At 39.4% G+C, this 13,123-nt stretch carries 9 protein-coding genes and 1 rRNA gene; all 10 read left to right on the forward strand.

Features of this window, described 5'->3' with window-relative positions; translation table 11 throughout:
• Positions 1-7: 7 nt before the first annotated feature.
• Positions 8-3,508 (forward strand): transcription-repair coupling factor, encoded by a 3,501-nt coding sequence (mfd, locus tag GA0061074_RS06780; RefSeq protein ID WP_092463134.1) that lies wholly within the window; start codon positions 8-10, stop codon positions 3,506-3,508.
• A 4-nt stretch (positions 3,509-3,512) separates the two neighbouring features.
• Positions 3,513-5,102 carry a putative polysaccharide biosynthesis protein gene (locus GA0061074_RS06785; RefSeq protein WP_092463136.1) on the forward strand — a complete coding sequence of 530 codons (1,590 nt, stop codon included), beginning with the start codon at positions 3,513-3,515 and terminating at the stop codon, positions 5,100-5,102.
• The gene (locus tag GA0061074_RS06790) at positions 5,102-5,380 is read left to right on the forward strand and encodes an RNA-binding S4 domain-containing protein (protein WP_092463138.1); all 279 of its coding nucleotides are present in this window, start codon (positions 5,102-5,104) and stop codon (positions 5,378-5,380) included. The genes GA0061074_RS06785 and GA0061074_RS06790 overlap by 1 nt, the downstream gene beginning before the upstream one ends.
• Positions 5,381-5,507: 127 nt before the next feature.
• Positions 5,508-5,882, forward strand: coding sequence for an FtsB family cell division protein (locus GA0061074_RS06795; protein WP_240005874.1), 375 nt, complete (start codon positions 5,508-5,510; stop codon positions 5,880-5,882).
• 202 nt (positions 5,883-6,084) lie between these two features.
• On the forward strand, positions 6,085-7,059 hold the full coding sequence (gene tilS, locus GA0061074_RS06800; RefSeq protein ID WP_092463142.1) for a tRNA lysidine(34) synthetase TilS: 975 nt from the start codon (positions 6,085-6,087) through the stop codon (positions 7,057-7,059).
• A gap of 95 nt (positions 7,060-7,154) precedes the next feature.
• Entirely contained in the window at positions 7,155-7,751 is a 597-nt protein-coding gene (gene hpt, locus GA0061074_RS06805) for a hypoxanthine phosphoribosyltransferase (RefSeq protein ID WP_092463144.1), read from the forward strand.
• 55 nt (positions 7,752-7,806) lie between these two features.
• Entirely contained in the window at positions 7,807-9,843 is a 2,037-nt protein-coding gene (ftsH, locus tag GA0061074_RS06810) for an ATP-dependent zinc metalloprotease FtsH (RefSeq protein ID WP_092463146.1), read from the forward strand.
• Between the two features lie 103 nt (positions 9,844-9,946).
• Positions 9,947-10,840 (forward strand): Hsp33 family molecular chaperone HslO, encoded by an 894-nt coding sequence (gene hslO, locus GA0061074_RS06815; protein ID WP_092463148.1) that lies wholly within the window; start codon positions 9,947-9,949, stop codon positions 10,838-10,840.
• 111 nt (positions 10,841-10,951) lie between these two features.
• On the forward strand, positions 10,952-12,436 hold the full coding sequence (gene lysS, locus GA0061074_RS06820; RefSeq protein WP_092463150.1) for a lysine--tRNA ligase: 1,485 nt from the start codon (positions 10,952-10,954) through the stop codon (positions 12,434-12,436).
• A 523-nt stretch (positions 12,437-12,959) separates the two neighbouring features.
• Positions 12,960-13,123, forward strand: a 16S ribosomal RNA gene (locus GA0061074_RS06825); the annotation flags it as partial.

The raw sequence follows: 13,123 nt of genomic DNA on the forward strand, positions 1-13,123 counted from the left end.
AAGCGTTATGGAATTAACGGAATTTTTACAACAGGATAAGGACTTACAGCAATTAGCAACTGGGTTAACGCAAGGCGGTCGTCATTTGATGACGGGTATTTCCGGAACAGCACGGACCGTCTATTTAGCTGCGCTACAAAAGCAAACGCGTCAGCCAATGGTGATTGTGTCAGATAGTCAATTTCATGCTGATCAATTGACTGAAGATTTACAAGCGCTATTAGGTGATGAACATGTGCAGGTATTTCCGGCAGAAGAAAGTTTAGCTGCAGAATTAGCTGTTACATCATTAGACACGCGCCTAGCACGTGTAAAAGCTATGACAATGCTGTTAAATGATCCACAAGCTGTCATTGTGACAGGCATTGCTGGTGCGCAACGCTATTTGCCACCAGTCGAATCATTTAAAAATGCCCAATTGACGATTGATTTTGATCATGAATATGAACTAAAGCAATTAGAAACGCAATTACACCAAATGGGCTATCATCGTAACAGCACAGTTGAGCAACCAGGTGAATTTGCTATCCGTGGTTCAATCGTGGATATTTATCCATTAAATCTTGGTAATCCAGTTCGGTTAGACTTTTTTGATACGCAACTAGATTCGATGCGGTCTTTCGACGCGGAGACACAACGTAGTATCGATAATTTAGATAGTTTAACTATTTTACCGGCAACGGATTTAATTATTAGTGATGAAGAACGAGAGCAAGCTAAGACGCGTCTTGAGCTAGCGATGACTAAGTATCGTGATTCATTGGAAGGGGCAGATAAGCGTCATTTAACGGAAGCAATGACACCATTGCTAAATACTTTAGCTGATGGTCAATTGTTGCCGGATATTCGTGCTTATCTACACATTCTGTATCCAGATGCAGTTAGCTTGTTTGACTATCTACCAGCAAACGGGATTGCAGTATTTGATGATTATCCACGCGCAGTGGAAAATGCGGCTCAAATGCAGTTAGACGATACTAACTGGTGGGCAGATAAATTATCTAAACAACAGGCATTACCGGTTGAAAATTTTGGGTGGACTTTAACTGATCAAGCACGTGATGTGCAGCAGACAAGTTTGGTATTATCACCACTACAGCGAGGAATTGGTCAGTTACGACAAACAAGTTTAACGAATGTGACAGTCCGCCCAACGCAACAATTTTTTGGACAAATGCCACTGTTAAAAGGTGAAGTTGATCGTTGGCAAAAGCAAAACATGACCATTGTTTTCCTAACTAATTCGGCTGATCGCCAAGTTAAACTGGTTCAGACGTTAAATGATTTTGGCATAAAAATTAATCAAGTGTCAGCTGATGGTCTAACAACTGGACGAACACAATTAACGACTTTGCCATTGAGTGCTGGTTTCGAATTGCCAATGCAAAAGTTGGTTGTATTAACAGAAAAAGAGCTGTTCCAACAAGTTCGTAAGCGAGCTCCAAGACGACAGACGTTATCAAATGCAGAACGTATTAAAAGTTACAACGAATTAAAGCCGGGTGACTATGTCGTGCATGTTAATCATGGTATTGGAATCTATGAAGGTATGCAGACGATTGAAAATCGTGGTGTTAAGCAAGATTACATTACGATTGGTTATCAAAAAGATGCAAAGCTGTTTATTCCTGTTACACAATTAGATTTGGTACAAAAGTATGTTGGTGCTGCTGAAAAGGCCCCTAAGATTAATAAAATGGGTGGTACCGAATGGCAGCGAGCAAAGGCTAAAGTTGCTAAAAAGGTTGAGGATATTGCTGATGATCTTTTGGCGCTATATGCCGAACGTGAAATTAAAAAGGGTTATGCTTTTGCACCAGATGACGATGCAATGCGTAATTTTGAAGAGGCTTTTCCTTACCCTGAAACACCAGATCAGATTCGGTCTATCAAAGAGATTAAAGCTGATATGGAAAAAGTACGCCCAATGGATCGTCTGTTAGTTGGGGATGTCGGTTTTGGAAAAACTGAAGTTGCAATGCGGGCAGCTTTTAAAGCGGCTCACGAGGGTAAACAAGTTGCGATGTTAGTACCAACGACAATTTTGGCACAACAACACTATGAGTCATTTATTAATCGTTTTGAAGGTACTGATTTAAATATTGCGGGGATGTCACGTTTTCAAACGCCTAAACAAAAGAAAGAAATTAAAGCAGGACTGAAGAATCATACGATTGATATTGTTATTGGAACGCACAGTTTGTTGGCTAAAGACGTTATGTTCGATGATTTAGGTTTGTTGATTATTGATGAGGAACAACGCTTTGGTGTTAAGCATAAGGAACGCCTTAAGAGCTTACAAACAAACGTGGACGTCTTGACCTTAACAGCAACGCCAATTCCCCGTACGTTAAACATGGCTATGGTTGGCGTGCGTGATCTTTCGGTAATCGAAACGCCACCAGCTAATCGTTATCCAATCCAAACATATGTTATGGAACAAAACGGACGTGTTATTACTAACGCTATTGAACGTGAAATGGCACGTGGTGGTCAAACCTTTTATTTGCATAATCGTGTGGCAGATATTGAAAAAGTTGCCGGCATGATTCAGAGCTTAGTCCCAGAAGCACGTGTTGCTTATATTCATGGGCAAATGACGGAAGCTCAAATGGAAGGCATCTTGATTGATTTTATTAATGGTGAATATGATGTCTTAGTTACAACAACCATTATTGAAACAGGAGTGGATATTCCAAACGCTAACACGTTATTTGTTGAAAATGCTGACTATATGGGGCTATCACAACTTTACCAATTACGTGGACGTGTCGGTCGTTCGCATAATGTTGCTTATGCCTATTTCACTTATCCGGGGACACGTTCTTTGAATGAAGAAAGTGAAAAACGCTTAACGGCCATTCGCGATTTTACAGAATTAGGTTCTGGTTTCAAAATTGCAATGCGTGATTTATCAATTCGTGGGGCTGGTGATTTGCTAGGACAATCACAACACGGCTTTATTAACACGGTTGGTTATGATTTGTATACGCAGATGCTACAGGAAGCTGTGGCGGCTAAACAAGGTAAGCAGGTTAAACAAGTGGATTCTGAATTGGATTTGCAGGTTGAAGCATATTTGCCATCAAATTATGTGGCTGATGGACCACAAAAGATTGATTTGTATCAACGTATTCGTAAAGCAAATCAACCTGAACAGTTTGCTGAAATTACAGATGATTTGGTTGACCGGTTTGGTGATATTCCGGCAGCAGCTAGTCGTTTGTTAGAAGTATCTAAGCTAAAAGCACTGGCCGATCAGCTTGGTATTGAACAAATTAAGCGAACGGTCAACCAGCCGGAATTGGTGATGATTCGTTTTGCTAAAGAGTCAACGATTACAACGCAACAAGTACAACAGGCGAGTGCCTTGACGAAAACGCGTGGACAGATTAAAGTAAATGAACCGATTTTGTTTGCGATGGCAATTCAGCCAAATCAGACGGATGATGATTGGTTACAAAATTTAATGCAGTTTTTAACTGCATTAATGCCAAAAAAGGACTGAACGCATGAATAAGAGTGGTCAAAATTTAATGGCGGGAGCTGGTATTTTAACGTTAGCCGGTATTATCGCAAAGGTATTAAGTGCTGTCTATCGTATTCCATTCCAAAATTTAGTTGGTAACACTGGTTTTTACGTGTATCAACAGGTGTATCCTATTTACGGTATTGGCGTGGTGTTAGCTTTAAGTGGTTGGCCTGTGTTTATTTCAAAAATCATTACTGAACAACCTGATGAGGAGCATCAGCAATTAGTTGCCAGACGATTGTTTTGGTGGTTATTGCTGATTAGTTGTGGGTTATTCATCCTGGTTTATGGTGGTGCACCCATACTGGCGTTAGGAATGGGTGGCAATTTAAAATTGTTACCAGTAATCAAGGCTGTTTCATGGATGTTTTGGTTTATGCCGTTCTTAGCTGTTGGTCGTGGATTTGCGCAAGGACAATTAAACATGATGCCCACAGCGGTGTCTCAAGTTATTGAGCAGGTAGCACGTGTTGCAATTATTATTGCAATTGCTTGGTATGGTGTTCATGCTGACTGGTCAGTTTATACAATTGGTACTTGGGCAATGGCCGCCGCAGCTTTTGCCGCCGCAGCCGCAACGCTATATATTGCTAACATTGTTAAGTCAATCTGGCATAATCCTATTACGAAGGCTGTTAAAAAGGATAAATCAATTGGTTGGTTTAGAATTTTACATCGTCTTTGGAATGAAGGTAATTTGCTGGCTATGTTGGCAGGTTTGTTGGTGTTGTTACAGTTAGTAGATTCGTTTTCAACAAAAGGGTTGTTACAAATCTATGGGCTTAGTACCCATGCTGCCGAATATGCTAAAGGTGTATATGATCGTGGTCAACCGCTAGTGCAATTGGGGATGGTTTTGGCAACTGCCATTAGTACATCCCTGTTACCGGTTTTACGAAATCATGTGGTTCGTAGTGAACAAAAGATGTTCGTCGGTGATTTTCAAATGATGTTTCGCTTGTCATTAATTTTGTCAGGGGTTGCCACTTGCGGTTTGATGGCAGTCATGCCTGCCGTTAATCAGGTGTTGTTTAGTACGCGTGAAGGTAGTCATGCGTTGATGATTTTTGTATTAACGGTTATTCCAGCAACATTAATTTTAATTGGTACTAGTGTATTGCAGAGTTTGAATAAGACACACGGGATTAGTTGGTTGATTATTTTAACGATGCTTATTAAATATGCATTGAATATTTGGCTTATTCCTAAGCATGGCATTATTGGTGCTTCTTGGGCGACAATGTTGTCATTATTACCAATGTTGTACATCGTGATGCATCGGTTACCCAAAACGTTATGGCAAGATTGGCACAGCATTCATTGGTGGCCTAAATTTATGTTGACGCTGTTAGCCGTGTTAATCGGTGCGGGCGGTTGTTGTCATATTGGTGGTCTGTTGATGGGAACATCGCGATTAGCCAGTTTAATAACTCTGATAATTGCAGTATTAGTTGGTATAATAGTATTTATTATCATGATATGGCGTTTACGCCTGCTGTCAGTAGCAGAGTGGTATGCGTTACCTAAAGGTTATAAAGTATATAATTTCTTGGAAGGGAAAAATAAATAATGCGATTAGATAAGTATTTAAAAGTAGCACGTTTGATCAAACGTCGATCAGTAGCGAAGGATATTTCTGATCAAGGACGAATCGATATTAACGGTAAAACTGCGAAGTCATCGAGTGATGTTAAAACCGGTGATGAGTTAACGATTCGTTTTGGAAATAAGACAACAACTATTGAAATTGAACGGATTGTTGAAACAACTAAAAAAGATGAAGCTGAGCACATGTATCGCATTGTATCGGAAACATATGCACAGGATTTTAGTGCTGACAATCAATAAGATAACGTTCTGTTATATTTTTATATAAAATTATTAAGAAACGTTAATGAGTGTTAAGAAAATATAGGTTTAGCGTTACAGTTATGGTGCTTAGAGATTACTTTTTTGATGCTTTCCGGAGGGCAAAATGATGCGAAAAGTTAAGAAACAATCAAATATCCAGCCCTTGAATTCTGCCGGAAAGCACCATATGAATTATCAAATACGGCAAGAGCAGTATAATCGATACATTCATCGGCGTCGTCGTATTATTGCGATGATTGCAATAGTAGTTGTTGCTATTATTACGATGATTAATTTATATGGTCAACAAACTAAGTACACAAATGCCTCAGCTGGATTGCAAGAAACTAACAAAGCTTTGACGAATGCTAAGAAGACTAATACAGATTTAAAGCAAGAAGTAAAAGATTTGCATGACGATAGTTACTTGCAAAAATTAATTCGTGAGAAGTATATGTACACAAAAGATAATGAAATTGTGTTCAATATGCCAAATTAACAATTAAAAACGAGCCTAAATGGCGTTGTAAAAAGAATTTAACTTTTTATAACGTGTTTAAGGGCCGCTAATCTATCACAGTGAGTGGTTAGGTTGGTGGCCTTTTTGAATATGGTAGTTGATTTTGTGCTAGCCATTTTTATATGCAGATGATTTTGGCATATAATGAAAGTAACCAATTAAAGATAATGGAGCACATAGGATGAAACCAAAAGTTTTACGCGCGAATTTAATACGTAAAATTCGGACACAACAGTTGTTTAATACTGATGATCATGTGCTGGTAGCTGTGTCGGGTGGTCAAGATTCATTGCGACTATTGCGATGGTTAACAGAAGGTGATTTACCGCAAGATGTGCAGCCGAAAGTTAGTGCCGTTTATATTAATCATCAACTGCGACAAGATGCTGCGGAGGAAGAAACGTTTGTGCGACACGTATTTGCGAATACCCCTAATTTAGTCTCAAATACAATTGAAAGATTGCATTGGGATGAAGTACCAACGGTTTCTGTTGAAGAGCAAGCACGTGATAAACGATACAATGTGATGTTTAGGGTTGCTAAGAACATTGGCGCAAATATGATTGTTACTGCTCATCATCTAAATGATCAGGTAGAAACAATTTTATACAAGCTAACACGTGGTAGTCGTTTAGAGCAGCTGACGGGGATGCCGGCTAAACAAAGATTGACGAATGAATTGCAGTTAGTACGCCCATTTTTAGATTTATCAAAGGCAGATTTACGAGAATTAGTTAAAGAGCCGGTTCAAGAATGGATTGATGATTATACAAATGATGATCAAAAGTATGCTCGCAATCGACTTCGTCATGCTGTGATTCCTGATTTACAACAAATTAATCAACAAGCAATGATGCATATTATTGATTTTGCTAAAGAGCTAACAGCAATTCAAGCGTTAGCGGCACCGCAAATTGACCAATATGTTTTAGATTTAGAGCAGGGAACCTTAGATTGGTCTTTGCCACCAGCACAATTAGTTTTAATACTACAAAAGTGGTTACAAAATCATCAGATACTAGATGTAAAAAACCGTCAGTTAGAGCAGGCGGTGCAATTAATGAAAAACAAAAATACTGCAACAGGTACTGTTCAATTACAAGGAAATAACAAGCTGGTTAGAGACCATAAAAATTTGCTGCTATTAAAAGGGTAAAACTTTTGGTTATTGACTAAACATTTAAGGCTAAACATGTTATTCTTAAAGTTATGTAACAGTAGGGGAATTAAGATTTAGGAGATTAACAAAACATGAACCAATCGGATATGAATAATGATATCGAACGGGTATTGTATAGCGAAGCAGACATTGCTAAAGCTGCAAAGCGAGTTGGTGAGCAATTAGCTGCTGACTATGAGGGTCAAACACCAATTATTCTATCAGTACTTAAGGGTGCTGTTTTGTGGACTGTCGATGTTATGAGACATATGCAATATGCAGAAGTTGAATTCATTGACGTTTCTAGCTATAACGGTGGTATTGCCTCATCAGGAAGTGTAGATTTGGTAACAGATTTACAGACTGACATTACAGGTCGTGATATTATTATCATGGAAGATATCGTTGATACTGGCCGCTCATTAAAGTTTATGGTTGAGTTACTAAAAAATCGTGGTGCAAAATCAGTTAAAACTGCTAGTTTATTGGATAAAAAAGATGGTCGCGTTGTGGAAGCAACGGTTGATTATGTTGGCTTTGATGTGCCGAAAGCCTTCGTGGTAGGATATGGACTTGATTACAAGCAACTATATCGTAACCTACCATACGTTGGTGTTTTGAAGCGCGAAGTTTATGATCCACAACATGCTGATATTGTTGATACGGTAGACATCACACCAAATCATTAAGTTAGTACATAATATAAGGTAGTAACTGCTATTACTATCTATACGGGAGGAATTGATGAAAAACCAACGAAACGGAAATTTTGTCCGAAATAGTTTGTTTTACGTAATTGTAGTCCTAGGTATTATGGGGTTGATTTATTGGGTAGCCGGGCCCACACAGACCTCGAATACAAAGACTATCTCTACGTCAACATTTATGACGGAATTGCGTGACAAAAAGATTGATAAAGTCACGATTCAACCTGGCGATGGCGTTTATGACATTAAGGGTGAATACAAAAAGGCACAATCAGATAAAGATGCTAACAATGACGCTTTTACCTCACTATTAGGTGGAAATTCAAAGAAAGCTAATTCCTTTGAAACTAAGTTGGTTGGTAGTGACAATATTGTCGCAGATGTCCAAAAGACAGCTGATAAGTCAAAAACAGATGTCACAACTAAACCACAACCTTCTAACTTTTGGGGTACATTGGCAGTAACGATGTTGCCACTACTTTTGATGGTCGGCTTATTCTACCTAATGATGGGTGGTTTGAACCAAGGCGGTCAAGGTGGTCGTGGTAATATGATGGGAATGGGTAAGTCAAAAGCTAAGGCTGCTGACCCATCAGAGAATAAGAAGCGCTTTGCCGATGTGGCTGGTGCCGAAGAAGAAAAGCAAGAATTGGTCGAAGTTGTTGAATTCTTGAAGGACCCTAAGAAGTTCTTGAAGTTAGGTGCTCGCATCCCATCTGGTGTCCTACTTGAGGGACCTCCCGGAACTGGTAAAACTTTGCTAGCCAAGGCCGTTGCTGGTGAGGCTGGTGTACCATTCTACTCAATTTCTGGATCAGACTTCGTTGAGATGTTCGTTGGTGTTGGAGCAAGTCGTGTACGTGATTTGTTCGAAAATGCTAAGAAGTCTGCCCCATCAATCATCTTCATTGACGAGATCGATGCCGTTGGACGTCAACGTGGTAACGGCATGGGTGGTGGTCACGATGAACGTGAGCAAACATTGAACCAAATGTTGGTTGAAATGGATGGTTTCGAAGGTAATGAAGGTGTCATTGTTATGGCAGCTACTAACCGTTCTGATGTTTTGGACCCCGCTTTGCTTCGTCCTGGTCGTTTTGACCGAAAGATTTTGGTTGGACGTCCAGACGTTAAGGGTCGTGAAGCTATCTTGAATGTTCACGCTAAGAATAAGCCATTAGATTCAAGCGTTGATTTGAAAGAAATTGCTAAGCAAACACCTGGATTCGTTGGAGCTGACTTGGAAAACTTGTTGAACGAAGCAGCTTTGTTAGCGGCTCGTCGTAACAGTAACACGATTACAGCTAAGGATTTGGATGAAGCTGAGGATCGTGTCATTGCCGGACCTGCTAAGAAGGATCGTGTTATCTCAGCTAAGGAACGTAACACTGTTGCGTACCACGAAGCTGGGCACGCTATTGTTGGACTTGTTTTGAATGAAGCCCGTGTTGTCCACAAGGTAACGATTGTGCCACGTGGACGTGCTGGTGGATATGCGATTATGCTACCTCGTGAAGATCAAATGTTGATGAGTAAAACTGATGCAATGGATCAAGTTGCTGGTTTGATGGGTGGACGTGCTGCCGAAGTACTAATATTTAATCAACAATCTTCAGGGGCTTCAAACGACTTTGAGCAGGCTACTGGTATTGCGCGCGCAATGGTAACGCAATATGGTATGTCTGATAAATTAGGTATGGTTCAATTGGAGAAGGACAATGGTCCACAATATGGGCAACCATTGTACTCAGATACAACTTCACGCCTAATTGATGAAGAAGTTCGTCGCATTACAACGCAAGGTTATGACACTGCTTGTGACATTATCCTACGTTATAAGGATCGCCATGAAGCAATTGCGCAAGCTTTGCTAGAGTATGAAACATTGGATGAGAAGCAAATTTTGAGCTTATTCAACACTGGTAAAATGCCAGAAACTGATGATGAAGCTAAAAAGGATGACGAAACACCAATGTCATATGAAGAAGCTAAGCAAGCTGCAAATGAAAAGCTAGCTGAAGATGAAGAAAAGACATCTTCATCAGATAGTGATGATGACAATGATCAAGCTTAATAGTTAATCAGCAAAAGAGCTCAGGGGTTATACCCTAAGCTCTTTTTTGTTTACTCTGTGTTACACTTGATAACGGAAAACAAATGGGAAAAGGAATGAAAATATGGCAGATAAATTAGTACGCGCAATTACTGAGGACGGTAAGTTTCGTGCAATTGCAATTGATGCAACTGAGATGATGAAAGAAGTAGCAACATTTCATGATGCTTCACAATTAGGAACGACCATTTTAGGACGTGCATTAATTGGTTCTTTGATGATGTCAAACGCAATTCTGAAAGGTGAAGAGCGTTTAGCAGTTAGCATTGATGGTCAAGGACCTGCTGGTAAAATCGTTGTTGAAGCATCAGCACAAGGTGAAGTTCGTGGGTATGTCACTAATCCACAAGTAACCTTGCCACTTAATGCTAAGCAACAACCAGATGTTGCAGCAGCGGTTGGTGTAGATGGCTTTTTGACAGTAACGAAAGATTACGGAACCGATGAACCATTTACTGGTAAAGTCGCTTTGGCTACTGGTGAAATTGGGGATGATTTAACTTATTATATGGCTAAATCAGAACAAATTCCGTCAGCTGTTGCGGTTTCTGTATTAGTTGATCCAGATGGTAGTGTTGTTACAGCTGGTGGTTTCATGGTTTCAACGTTACCTGATGCAACTGATGAAGATATCGATCAGTTGGAAACACGTCTTGGAAACTTCCCTGCTATTTCAACACAGATGATGGAAGGCTACACACCAAGTGATTTGTTGCATAATCTATTCGGTGATGAAAAGGTACAAATTTTGACAACAACTGAAGTTAATTTGTACCCAGCTATTACGAAACATGAATATGCACGGATGTTGGCAACGTTGCCGTTGAACGAATTACAAACAATTTTGGCTGAAGACCATGGTGTTGAAATTGTTGATCGTTTTACTGGAAAAGTTATTAATTTTGACGAAACCGAATTGCAAGCAATTATTGCAAGTAAAGATGCAACTGGTTTGTAAAAAAGTGATGTTGACACTTGCAAAATGTGTCGAATGTTGGCAAACTTATAATTATGTATGGTAAAAACCAATTACGAATTAATTAAGGAAAAATGAGGCAGGGATAGAAATATGGCTGATCAACAAGTGTCATTAAATGACCAGATGATCAAGCGCCGTGAAAAAATGACCGAACTGCGCGAAGCAGGTATCGATCCATTTGGTCACCGCTTTGATCGGACGCACATGGCATCAGAATTACATGCATTGTATGAAGATGTATCAGGCGAAGATTTGGAAGAACAAGCAAATGAAGTGAAGATTGCTGGACGAATGATGACTAAGCGTCGTTCAGGTAAAATCAGTTTTGCTGATATCAAGGATCGTTCTGGACGTATTCAAGTATTTGTTCAAAAACCAGTTGTGGGTGAAGAAGCATATGATTGGTTTAAGAAGTCTGACTTAGGTGATTGGCTTGGTTTCAAGGGAACGATGATGAAGACGCGTGCTGGTGAGTTATCACTAAATGTGACTGAAATCGTTCACTTATCAAAGGCTTTGCGTCCATTGCCCGATAAGTTCCATGGTCTAACAGACGTGGAGACGAAATATCGTCAACGTTATTTGGATTTGATTGCTAATGAGGATTCATTTGCACGTTTCCAAAAGCGTTCAAAGATTATTTCAGCTATCCGTGCTTACATGGATGGGGATGGATTTACTGAAGTAGAAACACCAATGTTGCAAAATGCAGCAGGTGGTGCTGCCGCTCGTCCTTTTATTACGCACCACAATGCTTTGAACATTGATTTGTACATGCGTATCGCCCTAGAGTTACACTTAAAGCGTCTAATTGTTGGTGGTATGGAACGTGTATATGAAATTGGCCGTGTCTTCCGAAATGAAGGAATGGATCCAAAGCACAACCCTGAATTTACTGTTATGGAATCATATGCAGCATTCTGGGACTTGGGCGATGTTATGACTGAAACGGAAAACATCTTTAAGGCAGCTGCTAAGGTAGTATCTGATGATATGAAGATTACTTACCAAGGTACTGACATTAATTTGTCAAAGCCATTTGCTCGTAAGCACATGGTTGATTTGATTAAGGAAAAGACTGGTGTTGATTTCTGGCAAGACTATACGCTTGAGCAAGCTCGTGCTATTGCTGATGAAAAAGGTGTTAAGTATGAACAATACTGGGGTGTTGGTCACATTATTAATGAATTCTTCGAAGACTTTGTTGAAGATACGTTGATTGACCCAACATTTGTTTATGGACATCCAGTTGAAGTTTCACCATTGGCTAAGAAGAGTGATGATGATCAACGATTTGCACAACGCTTTGAGTTGTTTATCTCTGGTGGTGAATATGCTAACGCGTTTACGGAATTGAATGATCCAATTGATCAACGTGAGCGTTTTGAAGCACAAGCAGCTGAACGTGATGCCGGTAACGATGAAGCTGAAGGTATCGATGAAGACTTTATCGAAGCATTAGAATATGGTATGCCGCCTACTGGTGGTTTGGGTATTGGAATTGATCGCTTAGTAATGTTACTAACTGATGCTGATTCAATCCGTGACGTTTTGTTATTCCCAACAATGCGTTAATTAGAATAGATAAGTAAATTGAAACGCTAAGACTTGTTGTCTTGGCGTTTTTTCTATTATGTGAGCAATTGATGTTGCTGTTCACGGTTATTGGGTGAAATTAAATTTACGAAATTCAAATTAAGGGTTGCATTATACTGTGTAACGTCGTATTATATAAAAGTTGGCTTTTGGAGAGAGATAAAAAAATCCATTCAAAAAGCATCAAACAATATCTAAATTATAGTGTTGACATTTATAAATGCATACTGTAATATAGATTAAGTTGTGACGCACAATTGGTAATTGATTTTCAATCATTAAATTAGTTGTTGACAAGCAAAACGCTTGATGATATACTAATTAAGTTGTCAGCGAGACAACAACGTAGGTCATTGAAAACTGAATATCGTTTCGATAGAACAAATGTGTAGGGTCTTCAAGTATTATTACTTGAAACAAAAACATTTGCGAAGTCAATTCGCTAGTAAATTCGTTTAACTTCTGTTAAACAAAACAAATTAATGAGTTATACTCAAGCTTTTAAAATGAGAGTTTGATCCTGGCTCAGGATGAACGCTGGCGGCGTGCCTAATACATGCAAGTCGAACGCTTTGTGCTTAATTGATATGATGAGCTTGCTCTGATTTGATTTTTTGATTTCAAAGAGTGGCGAACGGGTGAGTAACACGTGGGTAACCTACCTCT

Origin of the sequence: Weissella bombi (genome assembly GCF_900094835.1) — a bacterium.
Lineage (GTDB): Bacteria > Bacillota > Bacilli > Lactobacillales > Lactobacillaceae > Weissella > Weissella bombi.